This window comes from Micrococcus sp. iso_26, from assembly GCF_056172975.1.
This window is the reverse complement of record NZ_CM149652.1, coordinates 1,237,855-1,260,591: the sequence shown is the minus strand read 5'-3', so window position 1 is coordinate 1,260,591 and position 22,737 is coordinate 1,237,855. Positions and strand designations below refer to the sequence as shown.

Sequence of the window (22,737 nt, the reverse complement as noted above, 5' to 3'; positions counted from 1 at the left end):
ACGCCCCGCCTGACAAGGATGACCCCATGACCGATCTCGTCGATCCGGCCCGCGCCGCGGACGGCTTCCGTTCCGGCTTCGTCTCGCTCGTGGGCCGGCCGAACGCCGGCAAGTCCACGCTCACCAACGCGCTGGTGGGGGAGAAGGTGGCGATCACCTCCTCCAAGCCGCAGACCACGCGCCACACCATCCGCGGGATCGTCCACCGCGAGGACTTCCAGCTCGTGCTCGTGGACACCCCGGGCCTGCACCGGCCCCGCACCCTGCTCGGCGAGCGCCTCAACGACCTCGTGGCGGAGACGCTCAACGAGGTCGACGCCGTGGGCATGTGCCTGCCGGCCGACGAGGCGATCGGCCCGGGCGACCGGTTCATCGCCCAGCAGCTCTCGTACCTGCACCGCACCCCGGTGGTCGCCGTGGTGACGAAGACGGACAAGGTGGGCCCGGAGCAGCTCATGGCGCAGCTCGTGGCCGTGACCGCGCTGGGCGACGAGGTCCTCGGGCCGGAGAACGGCGGGGAGGGCTTCGCGGCCGTCGTGCCGGTGTCGGCGGTGGCCGGCCGCCAGGTCGACGACGTCCTGGGCGTCTTCGCGGGCCTGCTGCCGGCCGGGCCGCCCCTGTACCCCGACGGCGAGCTCACGGACGAGCCGGAGGCGGTCATGGTTGCCGAGCTCATCCGGGAGGCGGCCCTGGAGGGCGTGCGCGACGAGCTGCCGCACTCGGTGGCCGTGATGGTCGAGGAGATGTCCCTGCGCGAGGACCGCCCCGCGGATCGGCCCCTGATGGACGTGTGGGCGAACGTCTTCGTCGAGCGGGACAGCCAGAAGGGCATCATCATCGGCAAGGGCGGCTCCCGGCTGCGTGAGATCGGCGCGCAGGCGCGGGCGGGCATCGAGCGCATGCTCGGCACCAAGGTGCACCTGGACCTGCGGGTCAAGGTCGCCAAGGAGTGGCAGCGCGACCCCAAACAGCTCGGCCGACTCGGCTTCTGAGCCGGAGGCCCGACCCGGGCGCGCACGCGCCGGAGCGGGCCGCCGTCGTCGTGCGTCACACGGGGACGGCCTCCTGTGGCCCGGCCCACCTCGGTGCTAGGGTCGGGGCATGTCCCTCCGCCTCGCGACGACAGCGCCGGCCACGGCCCGCCTGCTACTTCCCGGCCGCACGGGGTCCCCGTGCCAGGCCGTGATCCACGCCGCCTGAGCGCATGCGGAGGCAGGACGCCTCCCACCGGACCGGACACCCCGTGCGGAGCCCCTGACCTCCCGGTCCGGCCACCGACCACCCACCTTTCGCGCGCCCGCCGCGCGCACGTCGAGGGAGAACACGCATGAGCGCTCACCTGCAGAAGTCGTCGGGGATGAAGTTCCACAAGTACGTCCCGTTCCAGGACCAGATCGAGGTCGCCCTGCCGGACCGCACCTGGCCGGACAAGGTCATCACCGAGGCACCACGCTGGTGCGCCGTGGACCTGCGCGACGGCAACCAGGCCCTGATCGACCCCATGGGCCCCGAGCGCAAGCTGCGCATGTTCCAGCTGCTCGTCGGCATGGGCTTCAAGGAGATCGAGGTCGGCTTCCCGTCCGCCTCGCAGACCGACTACGACTTCGTCCGTCAGCTCATCGAGGGCGACCACATCCCGGACGACGTCACCATCCAGGTCCTCACGCAGTCCCGTGAGCACCTGATCGAGCGCACCTTCGAGGCGCTCGAGGGCGCCGACCGGGCCATCGTGCACCTGTACAACTCGACGTCGGTGCTGCAGCGCCGCGTGGTGTTCCGGCAGGACGAGGACGGGATCGTGGACATCGCGACCTCCGGCGCGCGCCTGGTGAAGAAGTTCGAGGAGCAGCTCAAGGGCACGCAGATCACCTACGAGTACTCGCCCGAGTCCTACACGGGCACCGAGCTCGAGTTCGCCCGGCGCATCTCGGACGAGGTGGCCACGGTCCTGGAGGCCTCCACCGACCGCAAGATGATCCTGAACCTGCCGGCGACGGTGGAGATGTCCACCCCGAACGTGTACGCCGACTCGATCGAGTGGATGCACCGCAACCTGGAGCACCGTGACTCGCTCATCCTCTCCCTCCACCCGCACAACGACCGCGGCACGGGCGTGGCCGCCGCCGAGCTGGGCTACCTGGCCGGGGCGGACCGCATCGAGGGATGCCTGTTCGGCAACGGCGAGCGCACCGGCAACGTCGACCTGGTGACGCTGGGCATGAACCTGTACTCGCAGGGCGTCGACCCCATGATCGACTTCTCCGACATGGACCACATCAAGCGCACGGTCGAGTACTGCAACCAGCTGGCCGTGCCCGAGCGCTCGCCCTGGGGCGGCGACCTCGTCTTCACGGCCTTCTCCGGCTCCCACCAGGACGCCATCAAGAAGGGCTTCGAGGCCATGGAGGTCGACGCGAAGGCGGCCGGCACGGACGTGGACGGCATCCCGTGGGCCGTGCCGTACCTGCCCATCGACCCGAAGGACATCGGCCGCTCCTACGAGGCCGTCATCCGCGTGAACTCGCAGTCCGGCAAGGGCGGCGTCGCCTACCTGCTCAAGTCCGAGCACAACCTGGAGCTGCCGCGCCGCGCGCAGATCGAGTTCTCCCACGTCATCCAGGATCTGGCCGACGCCCAGGGCGGCGAGGTCTCGGGCGCCGACCTGTGGCGCGTGTTCCAGGACGAGTACCTGCCCGCCGACGCGGCGGAGGCGCAGTGGGGCCACTACCGGCTCCGCTCGGTCTCCTCGGCCTCCGGTGAGGACGGCGCGTTCCGGATGGAGGCCGAGCTCGAGGTCGACGGCGTCACGCAGACCCGCACGGCGCAGGGCAACGGCCCGATCGACGCGTTCCTGCGCATCCTCGGCGAGGAGGGCGTGGACGTCCGCGTGCTCGACTACTCCGAGCACGCACTGTCCGAGGGCGGCGCGGCCATGGCCGCCGCCTACGTGGAGGCGGCCGTGGGCGACCGTGTCCTCTGGGGCGTCGGCCTGGACCACAACACCACCACCGCCTCGCTGAAGGCCGTGGTGTCCGCGGTGAACCGCGCCCTGCGCGCGTGAGCGGCTCCGGCTCCTCCCGGCGGGGTGCGCGGCACGGCGGCTACGCGGCGAACTCGTTCCGCACCGAGGCCATCGTGCTGCGCACCCACCGTCTGGGGGAGGCCGATCGCATCATCGAGGCGCTCACCCCCGAGCACGGCCTGGTCCGGGCCGTGGCCAAGGGGGTGCGCAAGACCTCCTCCCGGCTGGGCTCGGTGGTGGAGCCGTTCATGCACTCCACGCTCCAGCTCGCACGCGGCCGGGGGGAGCTGCACACCGTGAGCCAGGCGCAGCTGCTGCACCCGTACGCAACGATGCTGGCCGCTGACTACGACGCCTACACCGTCGCCGGCGCCCTCGCCGAGGCCGTCGAGCGGGTCCCCGCGGTCGACGACGACGGCCGGCGCGCCCAGTACCGCCTGTTCCACGGCGCGCTGGCCGCGCTGGCCCGCGGCGCGCACGACCCGCGCCTGATCCTGCACTCGTTCCTGCTGCGCGCGCTCGCCCAGGCCGGCTGGGCCCCGACCTTCGACCGGTGCGCCCGCTGCGGCGCCCCCGGCCCGCACACGGCACTGCACGTGGGCCTCGGCGGAGCCGTCTGCCCCGAGTGCAGGCCACCCGGTGCCGCTCACCCGGCCCCGGAGACCTTCGACCTGCTCTCGGCCCTCGCGGCGGGGGACTGGGCCACCGCGGACGCCTCCGGGGCCCCCGCCCGCCGCGAGGCGGCCGGTATCGTGGCGGCGTACCTGCAGTTCCACGCCGAGCGGCGCCTGGTGTCCCTGTCCGTCCTGGACCAGGACCTCGGCCTCCCCGCCCCGCGCGTCGAGAGGAGACCATGAGCGCCGACCGAGCCCCGCAGCCCCCGCCGCCGCACCCCTCGGGTGCGGTCGCCCCGCGGATCGACCCGCGTTTCGTGCCCCGGCACGTGGCGATCGTGATGGACGGCAACGGACGGTGGGCCAACCAGCGCGGCCTGCCCCGCACCGAGGGCCATCGGGCCGGCGAGGCGGCGCTGCTGGACGTCGTCGCCGGGGCGGTGGAGCTGGGGATCGGCCACGTGTCCGCGTATGCGTTCTCCACGGAGAACTGGCGGCGCTCGGCGGAGGAGGTGCGCTTCCTCATGGGCTTCTCCCGGGACGTGCTGCGCCGCCAGCGGGACACCCTGCACTCGTGGAACGTGCGGATCCGGTGGAACGGGCGGGCCCCGCGCCTCTGGACCCCCGTGATCCGGGAGCTGCAGGAGGCCGAGGAGCTCACGCGCCACAACACCGGCACCACGCTGCACATGTGCGTGAACTACGGCAGCCGGGCCGAGATCCTGGACGGCGTCCAGGCCATCGCCGAAGAGGTCCGGGCCGGCCGGATGCGGCCGGGCGAGATCAGCGAGGACGTCATCACCCGCTACCTCGACCGCGGCTTCCGCACGGGTCAGGACGTCGACGTCGTCCCGGACGTGGACCTGTTCCTGCGGACCTCGGGAGAGCAGCGCCTGTCCAACTATCTGCTGTGGCAGTCCGCCTACGCGGAGCTGCTGTTCCTGGACGTGCTGTGGCCGGACGTCGACCGGCGGACCCTGTGGGCCGCCGTCGAGACCTACGCCCGACGGGACCGGCGCTACGGCGGCGCCGTGGACACCCCTCAGCCGGCGCCGTCGTCCGGCGCGCCGGACTCGGCCTCGGTCGCCGACGGCGGTGCGTAGGCCCCCAGCCACGTGAGCGTCGCGGCACCGGCCGCCTCGCGCACCGACGCGGGGGAGGCGAACACGTCGTGCAGCGCGTCGGGGAGCCGGTGGACGGTCACCCGGTCGCCGAGCCGCAGGGAGCGGCGGGCCATGGCGTCGGGGTCCAGGACGATGTCCGAGGTCAGCATCGCCTCGCCGTAGGACGTGCCCCGATGCCCGCGCGCGGAGACGAGCACGAGGATCGGCACGGAGACGTCGAGCCGCCCGGCCACGGCCCGGTGCCCCGAGAGGACCGCGCTCAGCCAGGCGGCCGGCACCTCGAACGCGTGCGGGGGACGCCAGAGCGGGTGCAGGTCCCATTCGCCCTCGGCCTGGTCCGAGAGGGTACGCCAGTAGTGGTCGATGCGCGGCAGCGTGAGCATGGCGTAGGGCTTCATGGCGGAGACGGGCCCCACGATGGACTTCGCCAGCAGGCGCACGCCCGCGCTGCCCTGCATCTCCAGCCATGGGCTGTTGAGCACGAGCGCGGCGAGGCGGCCGGGATTCCGGTCCGCCCACAGCGCGGCGATCAGCCCGCCGGTGGAGTGTCCCATGAGGATGGGCGGGAGCGGGTGGTCCTGGGCGATGGTCTCGAACGCGGCCTCGAGGTCCGCGTCGTAGCGGGCCAGGTCGTCCGTCCAGCCGGGCGTCTGTCCCGTGCGCAGCGAGCGGCCGTAGTGGCGGAGGTCGACGGCGTGGAAGGCGTAGCCGGCGGCCTCGAACGCGTGGGCGAGCGGGGCGTTGTAGAAGTAGTCGCTCCAGCCGTGCACCGAGAGGATGGGCCGCCGGGCCGGGTCACGGGCAGCGTCGGTGCGCGGACGCACCACTGTGACAAGGTTCTGTCCTTGTTCATCGGTGTCGAGGCCGAGGGTGCATCGTTCGAAGCCCGGCAGCCCGTCCGGGACCCAGCCCAGGCCCGGCGGATCGTCGAGGAACGGGCGGGTGTCCTCCTCCGTCGGTCCGCCGGCGGGTGCGCCGTGCGGGGCGGAGGGGTCCGGGGGCGGCGGCTGGAGCGGGTCACGGGCCATCCGACCACTCTAGGAGGACCCCGGGCGGGCGGGAGGCTCGTGCGAGGATGGGGACATGCAGCTGCCTGATCCCAAGTCCGCCGTCGACGGCCTCCTGACCTCCCGTGCGCCTCGCCTGTACCCGCCCTTCTTCCGTGCCGTGTTCGGCGGCATGGACGCGGAGCAGGCGCACCATCGGGGCTTCGACGCGATCCGGCTGGCCGAGCGCACCGGGGCGTCCGCCGCCCTGCGCGCCGCCTTCCGCCCGGACCCGCTGCTCGGGCGCACGGTCATGGGCCTGCGGTTCCCGACGCCCTTCGGCCTGGCCGCGGGGTTCGACAAGGACGGCCGGGGGACCGCCGCCCTGGCCGACCTCGGGTTCGGCCACATCGAGGTCGGCACGATCACGGCGCAGCCGCAGCCCGGCAACCCGCAGCCCCAACTGTTCCGTCTCGTGGACGACCGGGCGCTGGTCAACCGCATGGGCTTCAACAACGACGGCGCGGCGGCCGTCGCCCCCCGCCTGGCGCGGACCCGGCAGACCCTGGAGCGCCGCTTCGGTCCGACCCGGCCGGTCCTGGGCGTGAACATCGGCAAGACCAAGGTGGTCCCGCTCGAGGACGCGGCGGACGACTACCGGGCCTCGACCCGCCTGCTCGCGCCCCACGCCGACTACCTGACGGTCAACGTGTCCTCCCCGAACACGCCGGGGCTGCGCCAGCTGCAGGAGATCGACGCGCTGGAGCCGATCCTCACGGCGGTGCGCGAGGAGGCCGACCGTGCGGTCCCGGGCCGGCGGGTGCCACTGACCGTGAAGATCGCCCCGGACCTGGCGGACGACGACGTGCGCGCCGTCGGGGCGCTCGCCGAGCGCCTCGGGCTCGACGGCGTCATCGCGACCAACACGACCGTCTCCCGCGAGGGTCTGCGCACCCCGCGTGCCGACGTGGACGCCCTGGGCGCGGGCGGCCTGTCCGGGGCCCCGCTCCAGGAGCGGTCGATGCGGGTGCTGGAGGTCCTGCGGACGGCGCTGCCGACGGGCACCGCCGTCGTCAGCGTGGGCGGGGTGACGGACGCCGACGACGTCCAGGCCCGGCTCGACGCGGGCGCGGACCTCGTCCAGGGCTACACCGCGTTCCTCTACGAGGGGCCGTTCTGGGCCGGCCGGATCACCGCCGGGCTGGCCCGGTCCCTGCGGGGCTGACGGTCTGCTCGCCGGGGCCGCGACGGCCCGGACCCACCGGGGTCCGGGCCGTGGCGCGGTGTCGTGTCAGGCGGGGTACTCGCCCCGCTTGACCTGGGGCTTGGGCAGACGCAGGCGGCGGAACTGCAGGGCCCGCATGATGCCGTAGAAGCCGGTCCCGGGCTCCGGCGTGCCGAAGCGCTCCGTCAGGCCCTTCTTGATGTGCCGGCTGACCAGGAAGCTCTCGATGAGCACGAGGGCCACGAGGACGTACAGGCTGATCATCAGGATCAGCTGCGCCTCGCGGCCGGGGATGAACATGAGCAGGACGTAGGCGAAGACGACGGGCATGAGCCACTCGCCGATGCCGGAGCGCGCGTCCACGTAGTCACGGACCCAGCGCTTCTGCGGTCCCTTGTCGCGCGCCGGGAGGCCGCGCTCGTCCCCGGTCTCCAGCGCGGCGCGCTGGCGCATCCGCTCCTGGGCCATCGCCTGACGCTCGGCCTTGCGGGCCGCCTTGCGATCCTCGGGGACCAGGGTGCGACGGCGCGCGGCCTCCTGGTCGCGGCGCCGCGGAGTCGGGCCCTTCTTGCCCTGCGAGCGGTCGCGCGGCCCGGCCTCGGCCACGGCGCCCTCGGCGGGAGCGGCCGAGGAGCCGTGAGTCGAGGGGGCGGGCGCGGTCTCGGGGGTCTTGTCTCGCTTGAACACCCCTCCAGTCTAGTGGTGGGGCGCGTCCGGCCCGCCCGGAGGCGCGGCCCTCGGCTCGGTCGCCGTCTACGCTGGCCGTCATGACTGACATCACCTCCCGTGCGCCGCAGGACGCGGCCCTCGTCTCCGCCGTCCGTGAGGCCGTCGAGGCCCGTTTCCCGACGACCCTCCAGACCCTCACCGACCTCGTGGCGATCCCGGGCATCGCCTGGGACTCCGCGGACCGCACCCAGCTCGAGCGGTCCGCCGAGGCTGTCGCGGGCCTGCTGCGCGAGGCGGGCCTGCAGGATGTTGAGATCGTGACCGAGACCCGCGACGACGACCGGCCCGGCGGGCCGGCGGTGATCGGCGAGAAGCCCGGCGCCTCCGACAAGCCCACCGTCTTGTTGTATGCCCATCATGACGTGCAGCCGCTCGGGGACGAGGACCTCTGGGACACCCCGCCGCTCGTGGCCACCGAGCGCGGCGGGCGGCTGTACGGCCGCGGCGCCGCCGACGACAAGGCCGGCATCATGGTCCACCTCGCCGCCCTCGCCGCCCTGCGGGACGTCCTGCCCGATGCCGGCGTCGGCGTCCGCGTCTTCATCGAGGGCGAGGAGGAGGCCGGCTCGCCCACCTTCCGCACCTTCCTGGAGAAGCACCGGGCGCGCCTCGACGCCGACGCGATCGTGGTCGCGGACTCGTCCAACTGGGCCGTGGGGGAGCCCGCGCTGACCACCTCCCTGCGTGGGCTGGTGGACGGCACGGTGACCGTCCGGGTGCTCGACCACGCCGTGCACTCCGGTATGTTCGGCGGGCCGGTCCTGGACGCCGTCGTCCTGCTCTCGCGGCTGATCGCCACGCTCCACGACGCGGACGGCGCGGTCGCCGTGCCCGGCCTCGAGCCGCGGCAGACCGCGGGCCTGGACTACCCCGAGGACGTCTTCCGCGCGGACGCGGGCGTGCTGGACGGGGTGACCCTGGCCGGCCGCGGCCCGGTCGCGGACCGGCTGTGGAACGCTCCCGCGCTGAGCATCATCGGGATCGACGCGCCCTCGGTCGCGGAGTCCTCGAACACGATCCAGCCCGCGGCGCGCGCGAAGTTCTCGCTGCGCCTGGGCCCCGGCATGGACCCCGCGGAGGCCTTCGAGGCGCTGCGCACCCACCTGGAGGCGCAGTCCGCGGCGGTGCTCGGCGCGGAGATCACGGTCACCGCGGGGGAGTTCGGCCAACCGTTCACGACGGACACCTCGGCCCCCGCCGCGGCCGCGATGATGGCCGCCCTGGAGGACGCCTGGGGCGTCGAGCCCCGGGCGATCGGCATGGGCGGCTCCATCCCGTTCACCGCGGACCTCGCCGAGGTCTTCCCGGAGGCCACCCTCCTCATCACGGGCGTGGAGGACCCGGACACGCGGGCGCACTCGGCCAACGAGTCGCTGCACATCGACGACTTCAAGCGGGCCGTCGTGGCCGAGGCGCTCTGGCTCGCGCGGCTCTCCGCGTGAGCGCCGCCCGGCCCGTCGGTGCGGCGGGCCGGGAATGCCCCGTGGGCGGCTAGTGTTGCCCGGGAGACCACACGCGCGTGACGGCCCCGTCCGCGCCCCATGATCTGAGGAGGTCACGATGGCTCTGTCCGCAGAGGAGACCGGCGTCGAGATCGGCGCGACCCAGGACGCCGAGGGCCTGCCCCCGCACGAGGTCGAGCTGACCGACGTGGCGGCCGGCAAGGTGCGCTCGCTGCTCGAGCAGGAGGGCCGCACGGACCTGCGGCTGCGCGTTGCTGTGCAGCCGGGCGGCTGCTCGGGCCTGATCTACCAGCTCTACTTCGACGAGCGCGTCCTCGACGGCGACACCGTCCGTGACTATGACGGGGTCGAGGTGATCGTCGACAAGATGAGCGTGCCCTACCTCATGGGCGCGACCATCGACTTCGAGGACACCATCTCGAAGCAGGGCTTCACGATCGACAACCCCAACGCGGGCGGCTCGTGCGCCTGCGGCGACTCCTTCCACTGATCTGCGGGCGCCCGGAGCGCCACGGACCGCGAACCGGCGGGTCGGCCTCGGCCGGCCCGCCGTCGTCGTGTCCGGGCACCGCGCCCAGGATGCTCGGACCCGACTCCCAGACACGATCGGCACGTGTCACGGTGCGGAGAATCCGCGTGTTTCGGCTTAGACTGGCTCTGAATCATCAGGGCATACCCGTGCTCCCTGCGAGGACGTTGCGAGAAGTCGCCGAATCGCCGGGGGAGCGGGCACGCCCCTCGCACACGAGATGAAGAGGAAGGCCGTCTGTGAGAGCACAGAATGACGCCGGACGTCGGACTCGCCGCCGCTGGACCGCCGGTGCCGTGGGCACCACATCGCTCCTGGTGCTGACCGGGTGTTCGGCAGAGGTCCAGCGCGGCTGGTACCCCGGCACCCGGGACACCACCAACCACAACGCCCAGCTCACCGACCTGTGGGTGAACTCCTGGATCGCGGCCATGGTCGTCGGCCTGCTGGCCTGGGGCGCCATGATCTGGTGCATGGTGGCGTACCGCCGCCGCAAGAACGACCAGGGCTTCCCGAAGCAGACGGCCTACAACGTGCCGCTCGAGACCATGTTCACGGCCATCCCGATCCTGATGGTCTTCACCCTCTGGGGCTTCACCAACCGCGTCCAGACCGAGGTCGACCGCCCCGTGGACGACTCGCCGCTGACCGTCACCGTGTACGGCAAGCAGTGGTCCTGGGACTTCAACTACTCCTACGAGCAGGAGAACGGCGAGGTCATCGAGGCCCACTACTCCGGAATCCAGGCCCAGCTGGACGGCACCGAGGGCGTGCGTGACACCCTTCCGGTCCTGTACCTGCCGAATGACGTGCCGGTGCACTTCGAGCTGAAGTCCCGTGACGTGGCCCACTCCTTCTGGATCCCGCAGTTCCTCCAGAAGCGTGACATGGTGCCCGGCAAGACCAACCACCTGTACCTGACCCCCCAGGAGCTGGGCAGCTACGACGGCAAGTGCGCCGAGCTGTGCGGCGAGTCCCACTCCGAGATGCTCTTCAACGTGGAGGTCGTCGACGAGGCGGAGTTCGTCCAGCGCCTCGAGGAGATGGAGCCGGGTCAGGTGGGCGACGAGTACAGCCGCAATCCCAACAACAACCCTGACGGCGCCGGGACGATGGAGCGCGATCTCCAGACCCCCCGCGGTGGAGGTAGCCACTGATGACCACTTACGAGTACGCAACGGATGAGGTGCGCTCACAGGCGCAGCCTCGTGTGGTGCCCCGTTCGCTGGGCAAGATCGTCGTCAGCTGGCTGACGACGACCGACCACAAGGTGCTCGGGTACATGTACCTGATCACGTCCTTCGTCTTCTTCTGCATCGGCGGCGTCATGGCCCTCATGATCCGCGCGGAGCTCTTCGAGCCCGGCATGCAGATCCTGCAGACGAAGGAGCAGTACAACCAGCTGTTCACCATGCACGGCACGCTCATGCTGCTCATGTTCGCGACCCCGCTCTTCGTGGGCTTCGCCAACGTGCTGGTGCCGCTGCAGATCGGTGCTCCGGACGTGTCCTTCCCGCGTCTGAACGCCTTGGCGTTCTGGTTCTTCCTGTTCGGCTCGCTCATCGCGACCGCCGGCTTCCTCACCCCGCAGGGTGCGGCCTCGTTCGGCTGGTTCGCCTACGCCCCGCTCTCCAACACCACGTACTCGCCGGGCGTCGGCGGTGACCTCTGGGTGTTCGGTCTGGTCCTCCAGGGCTTCGGCACGATCATGGGCGGCGTCAACTTCATCACCACGATCCTGACGATGCGTGCTCCTGGCATGACGATGTGGCGCATGCCGATCTTCACGTGGAACACGCTCATCACCGGCATCCTGATCATGATGGCGTTCCCGCCGCTGGCCTCCGCGCTCTTCGCGCTGGGCCTGGACCGTCGCTTCGGCGGCCACATCTTCAACCCGGAGAACGGCGGCGCCATCCTGTGGCAGCACCTCTTCTGGTTCTTCGGCCACCCCGAGGTGTACATCATCGCCCTGCCGTTCTTCGGCGTCGTGTCGGAGATCATCCCGGTGTTCTCCCGCAAGCCGATCTTCGGCTACAAGTCCATCGTGTTCGCGACGACGGCGATCGCCGCGCTCTCCGTGACGGTGTGGGCGCACCACATGTACGTGACCGGCGCCGTGCTCCTGCCGTTCTTCTCCGTGATGACCATGCTCATCGCGGTCCCGACCGGCGTGAAGTTCGTGAACTGGATCGGCACCATGTGGCGCGGTTCGATCACCTTCGAGACCCCGATGCTGTGGACGCTCGGCTTCATGGTCACCTTCCTGTTCGGTGGCCTGACCGGCGTCATCCTGGCGTCGCCGCCCCTGGACTTCCAGGTGTCCGACACGTACTTCGTCGTGGCGCACTTCCACTACGTCGTCTTCGGCACCGTGGTGTTCGCGATGTTCGCCGGCTTCTTCTTCTGGTGGCCGAAGTTCACCGGCAAGATGCTGAACGAGCGTCTCGGCAAGATCCAGTTCTGGATGCTGTTCGTGGGCTTCCACGGCACGTTCCTGATCCAGCACTGGCTCGGTGTCATCGGCATGCCCCGTCGCTACGCGGACTACATGGTGGAGGACAGCTTCCAGGCGATGAACGCGTTCTCCTCGGTGTTCTCCTTCGTTCTCGGCGCGTCGCTGATCCCGTTCTTCTGGAACGTCTACATCACCTCGCGCTATGGCAAGAAGGTCACCGTGGACGACCCGTGGGGCTTCGGCGCCTCGCTCGAGTGGACCACTTCGTGCCCGCCGCCGCGGCACAACTTCCACTCCCTGCCGCGCATCCGCTCCGAGCGTCCGGCGCTGGATCTGCACCACCCGGAGCTCTTCCCGCACTCGCCTCAGAACACGTCTGAGGCCTTCGGAGAGAAGGTCGCCCAGTGAAGGTCGCAGCCAACATCTTCTGGATCATCGGCCTGTTCTTCATCGCAGCCGCCACCCTCTACGGGTTCTGGGTCGAGTGGACCGAGTGGGCAGGCATCCCGGCCATCTACGCCGTGGGCGGGATGTCCTGGATGATCGCGTGGTACCTGAACGTCACCGAGCGGAAGTACGGCGTCGGGCCCGCCGATGATGCGGACGGCCAGATCGCCGACTACGCCGGCACCTACGGCACCTTCGCTCCCTGGAGCTGGTGGCCGCTGGGCCTCGGCCTGGCCTGCGCGATCATCGTGACCGGTCTGGCTGTCGGCTGGTGGATCTTCATCATCGGCGTCATCGCGGGCGCCTACTTCACCTTCGGGTGGGTCTACGAGTTCTCTCGGGGCAAGTACGCCCACTGACCCGACCGTCGTCGAACGCCGCAGGCCGGACCCCTTGGGGTCCGGCCTGCGGCGTTTTCATGCCGCGTGTGCTGCGGAGCGACACGGCGCCGTCGCGGTGTCAAGGGCCATTGAGTTCTGCCCATAGGCGGCCAGTGTTTCTTCCCGCTGGTGGCCATCAGAACTGCCCACTGGTGGCCAGCTGGTTTGCCCGTTTGGGTGGTGGTGCTGGCCACCGTGATGGGATCAGTTCAGTGGCATGACTCCCTTCCCGGCCATTGCCTGGGTCATCCGTACGGAGTCTCCGGTGGTCTGGCACACGTGGGCGTGGTGCAGGAGCCGGTCCACGGTGGCGGTGGCCAGGGTCTTGGGCATCAGCTCGTCGAAGCCGGCCGGGTGCAGGTTCGAGCTGATCGCTACGGAGCGTTTCTCGTAGGCGGCGTCCACGATGCGGTAGAGGCCCTCGGCGGCATCGTCGGCGACCGGCAGCAGGCCGATGTCGTCGATGACGATCAGGTCGGCGCGCAGGATTCGGGCGACGGCTTTGGTGATGGTGTCATCGGGCCGGTGGGCCCGGATCATCGCCCCGAGGTCCTCCAGGGTGAACCAGGCCACCCGCTTGCCCTCCTCCACGGCCTGCTGGCCCAGGGCCTCGAGGAAGAAGGTCTTGCCGGTGCCGGAGGGCCCGCAGACCACGAGGTTCTCTCTGCGCGAGAGCCATTCCAGGGTGCGCAGGGACTGCTGGGTCGGGGCCGGGATCGAGGAGGCGCCCGGATCCCAGGTCGTGAAGGTCTTGCCGGTGGGGAACCCGGCGGCCTTGCGCCGGGCGGCGAGCATGGATCGGGCCCGACCGGTGGTCTCCTCGACCAGCAGGGCCTTGAGGACCTCGGCCGGCTCCCAGCGTTGGGCCCGGGCGGTGGCCAGTACCTCGGCGGCGATACCGCGGGCGTGGGGCATCTTCAGCTGCCGCAACAGCGCCTCCAAATCGGCCGGCAGCGCCGGTGCGGCGGTGTTCGGGGTGTGGATGCTCACCGGGCTGCCCCCTCGGTGTTGGAGGTACCGAGGCCGGCCCAGCCGGCGGTGCCCTGGGTCAGGGACCGTTCCTCGGTGGCGGTGTGCATCCCGGTGCGGTGGCCGGCGGCGGTGAGCAGGGAGGCCAGGTCGCCGTGGGCGAAGCGCTGGTGCACCGCGGCCACCCCGAGGGCGCGGTCGACCTGGTCGGTGCCGGCGAGCTTGGCCAGGGTGACGGCCTCGGCCATCTTCTGACCGATCCGGCTGGTGCCGGCCGCGGCGGCCTCCACCAGCCAGGTCCTCGCTCCGGCCCCGATGGCCAGGAACTCGGCCTCCGCCGCCGAACGGGGCACCGGGGTGTAGTCCCCGGGCACCTTGTCCGTCTCGTGGCCGGGGAAGTGCGCGTCGTCGATGGCCGGGGACCCGGGCCGGGCCACCCGGTGCCGGGCGACCTCCACCGGCCCCTGCGCACCGGCGTGCATGATCACCACCATCGAGTCCGGTCCGGTGCCGTGATGGCGCACGAACACCTCGGCCCCGAGCAGGTGCGCGGGCACCGAGTACTGGGCGTTTTCGAAGGAGACCATCGGCGTGTTCTCCGGCACCTTCCGTCCCACCCCGTAGGCCACGGTGTGCGCCGTGGCGGGGATCCGATGCAACGCGCTGGTCTCCTCGGCGAGCATGTGGTCCGGGCGGCGCCGGGTCACCCGGTGCTCCCGGGAGTTCACCATGGCCATGAACCCCGCGCAGGCGGCCTCGAGCTCAGCGAACGAGGCGTACTGGTCCCGCAGGTTGGTGTCCTTCGGGACCAGGTCGGCCTTGGCCAGCTTCACCGCGTTCTCCACCCCGCCCTTGGCGGCCGGATCCGCTGGCTGGCAGGTCAGCACCTCCACGCCGTAATGCCGAGCAAACGCCACGGTGGCCTGGTTACGCACCGGCACCCCGGCCACATGAGAGACCGTCACTGTCTTCTCGTTATCCGTCAGCACATAGGTCGGCGCGCCCCCGATCAGCCGGAAGCACCGGTCCAGGGCGGCGAACACACTCGGAGCCGTCCTATCACGCAGGGCGATGACGATCCGGTAGCGGGACCAGGCCAGCCAGGCCACGAACAGCACCGTCTTGGCCCCGTCGATCGCCGGCCCATCGCCGAAGTCGTACTGCAGCCATGCGCCCGGCTCGGTGATCCAGGGCCGGTGCACCCGGCGCTTCCCGGCCCGCCAGGCGGCCTTCACCTCGGCCACCGCCCGCCGGGTGGAGCGCTCAGAGCCGGTGTAGCCCATTGCGGTGAGCTTGGCGTGCACGACATCGGCGCGGATCCTGCCCGTGGAGGCCTCGACCCATTCCTCGATCTTGGGCAGCCAGACATCGGTGACCTTCGGGCGGCTGGCTCCGGATCCAGGGGTCTGGCCGGCGTCGCGGGCCCGCACCAGCCGGGCCACGGTGTGATGGGAGCAACCGGCCAGCTCGGCGGCGCCCCGCAATGACTTGGTCAGGTCATAGGCACTGAGTATTTTCATGGTTTCTGCGGCATCCTTCATTCAGGGCCTCTTCCTCGCTGGATTCGATTCGACACCGATATCCAACCCGGGGAGGAGGCCCCCGCCGGCTCACGACGCGGCGGGCAACGAGCAACGCGGGCAAACCAGATGGCCAGCACCGGGCAGTTCCCGTGGCCATCACTGGGCAGTCCTCATGGCCGTCAGCGGGTCATTCCCTGGCCACCTATGGGCAGCTTTTCATGGCCGCTTACATCGCGGGCAGCCAGCTCCTGCGCCGCGGGGCCGGTCACGGCGACCGGCCTACTCGCCGCTCGGGGGCCAGGCGTGGTGCCCGGGTGAAGGGTTCGCCTGGTGGCCCGTCCCGCTGTCTCGTGGTCTGCGTAGGCCCGGGCATCGACCGCCGCGCAGAGTCAGCGGCGCGCCAGGAGCGCCTCACCGCGCTGCCCATGACGACGTCTGCGTGCCGCGGCGGCACTTGAATGGGCCGTCCCGTCGCGCGTCCCGTTGATGCCCGTGCCCGCGACTCCTACGCCGCTCTCAGCGGCCGGAACGAGCCTCGTCACGTAGAGACCGGGCAGGGGAGTCGCACGGGGTGCAGGCCAGCAGGGCCGTCGCTTGTGACGGTCCACGTGGCGAGGTGAGGGTGACACTTTCGGTGGGCGCCGGACGAGGCCCCCTCCGCCCCCTCTGCACCGTCCGAGGGGGCGGGGCCGGCCCGGCCTCCGGAGAGCCCGTGGCCGCGTCCGCACGGGCACCTGCCACGCACTGTCGACAGCTCCTCGGTCAGGAAGAAAGGGCTGGCCGGTGGTTGCGGCGATGGGCCTCATCATCACCATCGGTGCATCGGTGCATCGGTGCATCGGTGCAGCGGAGTACGGCTTGGCTCTGCACCGGTGCCCACCATGTTGACCGTGACGCCGTGGCCTGCATCCGGGCCGTCGTCCATCTCGGGGCCCAGGGGTGGCGGATGGCCACCCTGCCGGGACAGCCCCCGCCGCCAGGACACACCGTCGGGCACGGGCCCGCGGCACCTGGGAGTCCGGAACCGGGCACGTGGCCGTCAGCAGGGGCCGGGCACGTCCCAGGCTGGCGGGAAACGCTGGGCAGGCCCACGGGGGTGGCCCGGGACCGGCGGGCCTGAACCCTTCGCCGTCCATGCGGGCCGATGCGCGCCGCGGCGTCGGGGCTGCTCAGGGCAGCGCGTCCTCGAGGTCACCCTGGGAACGTCGAAGGGCCCCACGCACCATGGTGCGTGGGGCCCTTCGTCAGGGAATCAGCCGCTCGGGATCAGCGATCCAGGTGAGGGGCGTGCGAGCCGTGCTCGAGCTCGACGGGGTGCTCCTCGTGGCCGTGCTGGCCGTGGGTGCGGGCCTCCACCAGCTCCTCGCGGGAGACCGGGGCGACGCGATCCTGGTAGAACATGCGGTTCAGGCCGGCACGGGCCTTCTCCAGCATGCCCACCTTGCCGTTGCGGCCGGGGATGGCCGGCACCGGGCGACGATCCTCGAAGGACACCAGGCGGTACAGCTCGTAGTCGGTGAGCTGACGGTGCCGCTCGTGGAAGCCGCCCTCGGGGGACATCTCGATGACACCGGCCTCGTGGCCGTGGAGCACGAGCTCACGGTCCTTGCGCTGCAGGGAGAGGCAGATGCGGCGGGTGACGATGAAGGCGATCACCGGGCCGAGGAAGAACAGCGCGCGCAGCACGTACAGCACGTCGTTCAGGGAGAGGCGGAAGTGGGTGGCGATGAGGTCCGAGGACGCGGCCGCCCACATGACGCAGTACCAGACGACGGCGGCCACGCCGATGCCCGTGCGGGCCGGGGCGTTGCGCGGACGGTCGAGCAGGTGGTGCTCAGTGTTGTCCTTGGTGATCCACCGCTCGATCCAGGGCCAGGTGCACATGCCGACGAGCAGGACGCCGACCGGGATCAGCGGCACGAGCACGCCCATGGGCAGGGACACCGAGGAGCCCCACGGCATCGGGATGTTCCAGAGGAAGGAGTAGTCGCCGATCATGCCCGGCATGAGGCGCAGGGCGCCGTCGAACACGCCGATGTACCAGTCGGGCTGGGTGCCGGCCTGCACCGGGGACGGATCGTACGGGCCGTAGTTCCAGTTGGCGTTGATCGTCACCGTGGAGGCGATGAGCGCGAGCACACCGAACACGATGAAGAAGAAGCCGCCGGCCTTGGCCGCGTACACGGGGCCCACCGGGTAGCCGACCACGTTGTCCTCGGTGCGGCCCGGGCCCGGGTACTGGGTGTGCTTGTGCACGACGACCATGAACAGGTGGATGCCGATCAGCAGCAGGATGGCGGCCGGCACGATCATGATGTGCAGGGCGTACAGGCGGCCGATGACCGAGTGGCCGGGGAACTCGCCGCCGAAGAAGAAGGCGGAGAGGTACGTGCCCACCAGCGGCAGCGACTTCAGGATGCCGTCGATGATGCGCAGGCCGTTGCCGGAGAGCACCTCGTCGGGCAGGGAGTAGCCGGTGAAGCCGGCGGCCCAGCCGGCCATCAGCAGGAAGCAGCCGACCAGCCAGTTCAGCTCACGCGGGCGACGGAACGCGCCGGTGAAGAACACGCGCAGCATGTGGACGGACATGGCCGCCACGAACATCAGCGCCGCCCAGTGGTGCAGCTGGCGCATGAACAGGCCGCCGCGCACGTCGAACGAGATGTCCAGGGTCGAGGCGTAGGCCGCGGACATCTCGATGCCGCGCAGCGGGGCGTAGGCCCCGTCGTAGACGACCTCCGACATGGAGGGGTCGAAGAAGAGGGTGAGGAACGCGCCGGACAGCAGCAGGATGACGAAGCTGTACAGGGCGACCTCGCCGAACATGAACGTCCAGTGGTCCGGGAAGATCTTGCGGCCGAAGAACTTCACGATCGGCGACATGCCCATGCGGGTGTCGACGAAGTTGGCGATGCGGCCGGTCGTGGTCGCCGGCTGGAACTCATTCACGGTGGTGCTCATAGGTGTCAGCCACGCTCCCAGTAGACAGGCCCGACGGGCTCATGGAAATCGCTCTGGGCCACGAGGTAGCCCTCGTCGTCCACGGTGATCGGCAGCTGCGGCAGCGCGTGGCTGGCCGGGCCGAAGATGACCTTGCACTCCTGCGTCAGGTCGAAGGTCGACTGGTGGCAGGGGCAGAGCAGGTGGTGGGTGTGCTGCTCGTACAGGGCGATCGGGCAGCCCACGTGCGTGCAGACCTTGGAGTAGGCGAAGATCCCGTCCACGTTCCAGTCCTCGCGACCCGGGGTGATCTTCACCTTGGCCGGGTCGAGGCGCATGAGCAGGACGACGGCCTTGGCCTTCTGGTTGAGCTTGTCAGGGCCCAGGTCGTTCAGGCCGTCGGGGATGACGTGCACGGCGGAGCCGAGCGTGACGTCCGAGGCCTTGATGGGGGAGCCGGTGGGGTCGCGCACGAGGCGCACGCCCTCGGCCCACATGGTGTGGCGCAGACGCTCAGGGCCGAAGTTGTGAGCCTCCTGGTCCGAGAAATTGTCCGAGTCGTCCAGATCGCGGAACACGGCGATGAACGGCAGGGGGGCCAGCAGGGCGGCGCCGATCAGGGTGTTGCGCAGCAGGGGGCGGCGCTTGATCTGCGACTCGTCCAGGATCTCGGAGATCATCCCGGTGGCGGCCACGCGGTCGTCCTCCGAGCGGATCTCGTGACGGTCCTCCACGGTCTCGTGGTCCGGCATCAGGGTCTTGGCCCAGTGCACCACGCCGATGCCGATGCCGAACATGGCGAGGGCGGTGCCCAGGCCGAGCAGCAGGTTCTGCAGGTAGATCTTGCTGAACGCCTCACCGTTGCCGATCTGCCCCACACCGAAGTAGCCGATGAAGAAGAGCACCGTGCCCACGATGGAGATGAGGAACATGACCGAGACCTGACGCTCGGCGCGCTTCGCGGCCTTCGGATCCTCATCGGCCAGGCGCGGACGGTGCGGAGGCAGGCCCGGGTTGTCGATCGCGTACCGGGGCGCGTCCTCGCCGGCGTGCTCGAGGGAACCCGAGCGGTGCTCGGTCCCTTCAAAGCCTTTCTCGCCCATATGTCCTGTTTCCTTTACTCGAGTGATGAATGTCGATGACGGGTGGTCGGCGCGCCTGCGCCGATGGGATCAGGAGGATCGGCTGGTGAGCCAGACCATGAAGCCGATGATCAGCGCCAGGCCCGCGGTCCAGATGAACAGGCCCTCGGAGACGGGGCCGAGCGAGCCGAGGGTGAGGCCGCCGGGGGAGCCCTGGTTCTCGATGGTCTTGAGGTAGGCGATGATGTCGCGCTTGTCCTCGGGCTTGATGTTCGAGTCGGAGAACACCGGCATGTTCTGCGGGCCGGTCTCCATGGCCTCGTAGATGTGCTTCTCGTCCACGCCCTGCAGAGACGGGGCGTACTTGCCGCGGGTGAGCGCACCGCCGGCCGCAGCCGCGTTGTGGCACATGGCGCAGTTGATGCGGAACAGGTCGCCGCCACGGGTGATGTCCACGTCCTCGTGGTTCACATCCAGGTACTCGTCCTCTGGGATGGCCGGGCCGGCGCCGAGGGAGGCGACGTAGGCGGCGAGCTGAGCGGTCTGCTCCTCGTTGAACTGGTTCGGCTTGGCCGGGGCCTGCGGGCCGTTCATCTGCATGGGCATGCGGCCGGTGCCGACCTGGAAGTCGACGGACGCGGCGCCGACGCCGATCAGGGACGGGCCGGAGGGGCCCCCCGCGGCGCCCATGCCGTGGCAGGAGGCGCAGTTGGCGTTGAAGAGCTTCTCGCCCTCGGTGATGTCATCAGCCGAGGCGGCCGCGGTGACCTGCGTGGCCGCCTGTGCCTGGTTCACGGTGCTCGCGACGGAGTACAGTCCGCCGGTCACCAGGAGTCCCAGCAGGAGGAGCGCCAGCCCCATCAGGGGATGGCGTCGGTTCTGCGAAAGTGCCTTCACGGGGGTTTCCTATCGTTCTCTTACGGGCCGGACCGCTGCGTGCCCCCGGCCCGTACCTGACGTCGGTGCGGTGAGTGAGGGTCGTCTTACTTCAGGAAGTAGACGATGAAGAACAGGGCGATCCAGACGACGTCCACGAAGTGCCAGTAGTAGGACACGACGATCGCCGACGTGGCCTCGTGGTGGCCGAAGCGGCGGGCCATGTAGGCGCGGCCGATGATGAAGAGGAACGCGATCAGGCCACCGGTCACGTGGATGGCGTGGAAGCCGGTGGTGATGTAGAACGCCGAGCCGTACGCGTTCGCCGCGACGGTCACACCCTCGGAGACGAGGACCGCGTACTCGTAGGACTGCACCGCCACGAAGATCGAGCCCATGATGAAGGTCAGGATGAACCACTCGACCATGCCCCACTTCCCGAACTGCAGGAAGCCGCCGGTGCGGCGGGGCTGAAGGCGCTCGGCGGCGAGGACGCCGAACTGGGCGGTGACGGAGGAGAGCACCAGGATCGTCGTGTTCACCGCGGCGAGCGGGACGTTGAGGATCGCGGTGTGCTCGGCCCAGAGCTCCGGAGACGTGGAGCGAAGGGTGAAGTACATGGCGAAGAGCCCACCGAAGAACATGAGCTCGCTGGCAAGCCACACCATGGTCCCGACCTGCACCATGTTCGGCCGGCTCGGGAGCCCCGTGGTGGGCTGATGGAGAGTGGGGTTAGCTGTGGTCACCCAGCCATTATGGCCCCAAACACCGCCCGGGCGGTAAATCGAACCTACCGTGTCGCAGGACAGGTCGTCAGCACCGTCGGGGGGTTTCAGTGTCAGTCGGGGGCTGGCGTCCAGGGGATGTCCAGGTTCACGGCGGGCGGCGCATGACACGACGCGGTGCCGGGTGCGGCCGGGCCGCTAGGCTCAGTGCGTGAGCACCCCCGAGAACACCGCAGCAGTCCTGGGGACCTCCTGGCCGGAGGTCTTCCGCGCCCTCACCGTCGGTGAGGACCTCAGCGACGACGTCGCCGCGTGGGCCATGGGGGAGATGATGGCCGGCGATGCCACCGAGGGGCAGGTGGGCGGATTCCTCCTCGCCCTGGCCGCCAAGGGGGTGACGGTGCCGGAGCTGCGCGGCCTGACCGAGGCGATGGTCCAGGCGGCGAACCCGGTGCACGTGCCGGGGGAGACCCTCGACGTCGTGGGCACGGGTGGCGACCGCCTGGGCACCGTGAACCTCTCCACGATGTCCTCGCTCGTGGCCGCCGGTGCGGGCGCGCGGATCGTCAAGCACGGGAACCGCGGCGCCTCGTCCACCGCCGGCGCGGCCGACGTGATCGAGGCCCTCGGCGTGGACCTGTCCATGCCGACCCGGAAGGCCGAGGAGTGCGCCGAGGCCGTGGGCATCACGTTCCTCTTCGCCCAGAACTACCACCCGTCCATGAAGTATGTGGCCCCGGTGCGCAAGCAGCTCGGCGTGCCCACCGTGTTCAACTTCCTCGGCCCCCTGAGCAATCCGGCCCAGGTCACCGCCCAGGCCCTGGGCTGCTCGAGTGAGGCCATGGTCCCGCTGCTCGCGCAGGTGCTCGCGGACCGGGGGGTGCGCGGCTTCGTCTTCCGCGGGGCGGACGGCCGGGACAAGATCACGACGTCGGGGCCGTCGACCGTCATGGAGGTCCGGGACGGTGTGCGCACCCACGAGCTCGATCCCCGGGAGCTGGGCATCGACCTGGCCCCCGTTCAGGCCCTGGCCGGGCGGGACGGTGCCTACAATGCGACCCTCGTCCGCGCTCTGCTGGCGGGGGAGAAGGGTCCGATCCGCGACGCCGTCCTCCTCAACGCGGCCGCGGGCCTGACGGCCTGGGACCGTGACGCGGACGCGCCGCTGATGGAGCGGCTGGCGGCCAACATGGCGCGGGCCGCCGAGTCGATCGACTCCGGCGCCGCGCGTGACGTCCTGGACCGCTGGGTCGCCTTCTCCCGGTCCTGATGGTGCGACGACGGGCCCTCGCCAGCGAGGTGGGGCCCGTCGTGGGGAGGACGCTCAGGAGTCGAAGCCGAGCGCCCATCCCTCGCCGAGGTCCTCGGACGAGTAGGTCCGGAAGGCCAGCATGGTCTCGGTGTCCTGGATCCCGTCGACCTTGGAGAGGTGGTCGGCGATCACGTCGGCGAGGTCCTCGTAGCGGCGCACCTTGACCATCGCCACCAGGTCCCACGCGCCGGTCACGGAGTAGACCGACCCGACCCCCTCGAGCGCGGCGAGGGTCTCGGCGGTCTCCGGGATGCTGGATTTGTCGGTCTTGATCAAGACGATGGCGGTGACCACGGGCGGTCCTCATTTCCTCGATGCTGTGGGTCCGGTGTC

The 22,737-nt window shown here is 70.5% G+C and carries 20 protein-coding genes; 11 read left to right on the top strand and 9 right to left on the bottom strand.

Going from position 1 to position 22,737, the window contains the following annotated elements:
* Positions 1–26 precede the first annotated feature (26 nt).
* From era to AC0VX0_RS05810, 4 genes are all read left to right on the top strand, one after another.
* Entirely contained in the window at positions 27–992 is a 966-nt protein-coding gene (era, locus tag AC0VX0_RS05825; RefSeq protein WP_041103742.1) for a GTPase Era, read from the top strand.
* A 335-nt stretch (positions 993–1,327) separates the two neighbouring features.
* Complete coding sequence (gene leuA, locus AC0VX0_RS05820; protein ID WP_221845051.1) at positions 1,328–3,061, top strand: 2-isopropylmalate synthase; 1,734 nt, start codon at positions 1,328–1,330, stop codon at positions 3,059–3,061.
* The gene (gene recO / locus AC0VX0_RS05815; RefSeq protein ID WP_101967656.1) at positions 3,058–3,879 is read left to right on the top strand and encodes a DNA repair protein RecO; all 822 of its coding nucleotides are present in this window, start codon (positions 3,058–3,060) and stop codon (positions 3,877–3,879) included. Before leuA ends, recO begins: the two co-directional genes overlap by 4 nt.
* Entirely contained in the window at positions 3,876–4,739 is an 864-nt protein-coding gene (locus AC0VX0_RS05810) for an isoprenyl transferase (RefSeq protein WP_078025462.1), read from the top strand. Before recO ends, AC0VX0_RS05810 begins: the two co-directional genes overlap by 4 nt.
* On the opposite strand, the gene AC0VX0_RS05805 is transcribed toward AC0VX0_RS05810, so the two are convergent.
* A complete protein-coding gene (locus AC0VX0_RS05805; RefSeq protein ID WP_144820141.1) occupies positions 4,679–5,788 on the bottom strand; it encodes an alpha/beta hydrolase in 1,110 nt (369 codons plus the stop codon). The two genes, AC0VX0_RS05810 and AC0VX0_RS05805, sit on opposite strands and share 61 nt — an antisense overlap.
* A 55-nt stretch (positions 5,789–5,843) precedes the next feature.
* Between AC0VX0_RS05805 and AC0VX0_RS05800 the strand changes: the two genes are divergently transcribed.
* Positions 5,844–6,971, top strand: a complete 1,128-nt coding sequence (locus AC0VX0_RS05800) for a quinone-dependent dihydroorotate dehydrogenase (RefSeq protein ID WP_475452024.1) — start codon at positions 5,844–5,846, stop codon at positions 6,969–6,971.
* A 66-nt stretch (positions 6,972–7,037) separates the two neighbouring features.
* On the opposite strand, the gene AC0VX0_RS05795 is transcribed toward AC0VX0_RS05800, so the two are convergent.
* Positions 7,038–7,658: a DUF3043 domain-containing protein gene (locus AC0VX0_RS05795; protein ID WP_144820143.1), complete on the bottom strand. Its 621-nt coding sequence runs from the start codon at positions 7,656–7,658 to the stop codon at positions 7,038–7,040.
* Between the two features lie 80 nt (positions 7,659–7,738).
* On the opposite strand from AC0VX0_RS05795, the gene AC0VX0_RS05790 reads away from it, so the two are divergent.
* The 5 genes from AC0VX0_RS05790 to AC0VX0_RS05770 all read left to right on the top strand — a co-directional run bounded on the left by AC0VX0_RS05790 (position 7,739) and on the right by AC0VX0_RS05770 (position 12,956).
* Positions 7,739–9,142, top strand: coding sequence for a dipeptidase (locus AC0VX0_RS05790; RefSeq protein ID WP_069941920.1), 1,404 nt, complete (start codon positions 7,739–7,741; stop codon positions 9,140–9,142).
* Positions 9,143–9,260: 118 nt separating this feature from the next.
* Complete coding sequence (gene erpA / locus AC0VX0_RS05785; protein WP_002854644.1) at positions 9,261–9,653, top strand: iron-sulfur cluster insertion protein ErpA; 393 nt, start codon at positions 9,261–9,263, stop codon at positions 9,651–9,653.
* A gap of 278 nt (positions 9,654–9,931) precedes the next feature.
* A complete protein-coding gene (gene ctaC / locus AC0VX0_RS05780; protein WP_036315115.1) occupies positions 9,932–10,849 on the top strand; it encodes an aa3-type cytochrome oxidase subunit II in 918 nt (305 codons plus the stop codon).
* Entirely contained in the window at positions 10,849–12,558 is a 1,710-nt protein-coding gene (ctaD, locus tag AC0VX0_RS05775; RefSeq protein ID WP_051995259.1) for an aa3-type cytochrome oxidase subunit I, read from the top strand. Before ctaC ends, ctaD begins: the two co-directional genes overlap by 1 nt.
* Positions 12,555–12,956, top strand: coding sequence for a cytochrome c oxidase subunit 4 (locus AC0VX0_RS05770; RefSeq protein WP_036315109.1), 402 nt, complete (start codon positions 12,555–12,557; stop codon positions 12,954–12,956). The genes ctaD and AC0VX0_RS05770 overlap by 4 nt, the downstream gene beginning before the upstream one ends.
* A gap of 225 nt (positions 12,957–13,181) precedes the next feature.
* Here AC0VX0_RS05770 and istB read toward each other — a convergent pair whose 3' ends face one another.
* The 6 genes from istB to ctaE all read right to left on the bottom strand — a co-directional run bounded on the left by istB (position 13,182) and on the right by ctaE (position 21,113).
* Positions 13,182–13,967 carry an IS21-like element helper ATPase IstB gene (istB, locus tag AC0VX0_RS05765; protein ID WP_010078636.1) on the bottom strand — a complete coding sequence of 262 codons (786 nt, stop codon included), beginning with the start codon at positions 13,965–13,967 and terminating at the stop codon, positions 13,182–13,184.
* The gene (locus tag AC0VX0_RS05760) at positions 13,964–15,487 is read right to left on the bottom strand and encodes an IS21-like element ISMlu14 family transposase (RefSeq protein ID WP_031943827.1); all 1,524 of its coding nucleotides are present in this window, start codon (positions 15,485–15,487) and stop codon (positions 13,964–13,966) included. Before AC0VX0_RS05760 ends, istB begins: the two co-directional genes overlap by 4 nt.
* A 1,248-nt stretch (positions 15,488–16,735) precedes the next feature.
* Entirely contained in the window at positions 16,736–18,430 is a 1,695-nt protein-coding gene (gene qcrB / locus AC0VX0_RS05755; protein ID WP_069941591.1) for a cytochrome bc1 complex cytochrome b subunit, read from the bottom strand.
* Positions 18,431–18,435: 5 nt separating this feature from the next.
* Complete coding sequence (qcrA, locus tag AC0VX0_RS05750; RefSeq protein ID WP_069941590.1) at positions 18,436–19,512, bottom strand: cytochrome bc1 complex Rieske iron-sulfur subunit; 1,077 nt, start codon at positions 19,510–19,512, stop codon at positions 18,436–18,438.
* 69 nt (positions 19,513–19,581) lie between these two features.
* Positions 19,582–20,388, bottom strand: a complete 807-nt coding sequence (qcrC, locus tag AC0VX0_RS05745) for a cytochrome bc1 complex diheme cytochrome c subunit (protein WP_069941589.1) — start codon at positions 20,386–20,388, stop codon at positions 19,582–19,584.
* A gap of 86 nt (positions 20,389–20,474) precedes the next feature.
* On the bottom strand, positions 20,475–21,113 hold the full coding sequence (gene ctaE / locus AC0VX0_RS05740; protein ID WP_428842618.1) for an aa3-type cytochrome oxidase subunit III: 639 nt from the start codon (positions 21,111–21,113) through the stop codon (positions 20,475–20,477).
* 190 nt (positions 21,114–21,303) lie between these two features.
* On the opposite strand from ctaE, the gene trpD reads away from it, so the two are divergent.
* On the top strand, positions 21,304–22,362 hold the full coding sequence (gene trpD, locus AC0VX0_RS05735; RefSeq protein ID WP_041103765.1) for an anthranilate phosphoribosyltransferase: 1,059 nt from the start codon (positions 21,304–21,306) through the stop codon (positions 22,360–22,362).
* 54 nt (positions 22,363–22,416) lie between these two features.
* Here trpD and AC0VX0_RS05730 read toward each other — a convergent pair whose 3' ends face one another.
* Positions 22,417–22,698: an Lrp/AsnC family transcriptional regulator gene (locus AC0VX0_RS05730; protein WP_002854527.1), complete on the bottom strand. Its 282-nt coding sequence runs from the start codon at positions 22,696–22,698 to the stop codon at positions 22,417–22,419.
* Positions 22,699–22,737 lie beyond the last annotated feature (39 nt).

Coding starts and splice junctions, on each gene's coding strand:
- qcrB (WP_069941591.1), bottom strand. CDS start 18,430: ATGAGCACCACCGTGAATGAGTTCCAGCCGGCGACCACGACCGGCCGC.
- AC0VX0_RS05805 (WP_144820141.1), bottom strand. CDS start 5,788: ATGGCCCGTGACCCGCTCCAGCCGCCGCCCCCGGACCCCTCCGCCCCG.
- AC0VX0_RS05790 (WP_069941920.1), top strand. CDS start 7,739: ATGACTGACATCACCTCCCGTGCGCCGCAGGACGCGGCCCTCGTCTCC.
- erpA (WP_002854644.1), top strand. CDS start 9,261: ATGGCTCTGTCCGCAGAGGAGACCGGCGTCGAGATCGGCGCGACCCAG.
- AC0VX0_RS05810 (WP_078025462.1), top strand. CDS start 3,876: ATGAGCGCCGACCGAGCCCCGCAGCCCCCGCCGCCGCACCCCTCGGGT.
- qcrA (WP_069941590.1), bottom strand. CDS start 19,512: ATGGGCGAGAAAGGCTTTGAAGGGACCGAGCACCGCTCGGGTTCCCTC.
- leuA (WP_221845051.1), top strand. CDS start 1,328: ATGAGCGCTCACCTGCAGAAGTCGTCGGGGATGAAGTTCCACAAGTAC.
- era (WP_041103742.1), top strand. CDS start 27: ATGACCGATCTCGTCGATCCGGCCCGCGCCGCGGACGGCTTCCGTTCC.
- AC0VX0_RS05800 (WP_475452024.1), top strand. CDS start 5,844: ATGCAGCTGCCTGATCCCAAGTCCGCCGTCGACGGCCTCCTGACCTCC.
- AC0VX0_RS05760 (WP_031943827.1), bottom strand. CDS start 15,487: ATGAAGGATGCCGCAGAAACCATGAAAATACTCAGTGCCTATGACCTG.
- ctaD (WP_051995259.1), top strand. CDS start 10,849: ATGACCACTTACGAGTACGCAACGGATGAGGTGCGCTCACAGGCGCAG.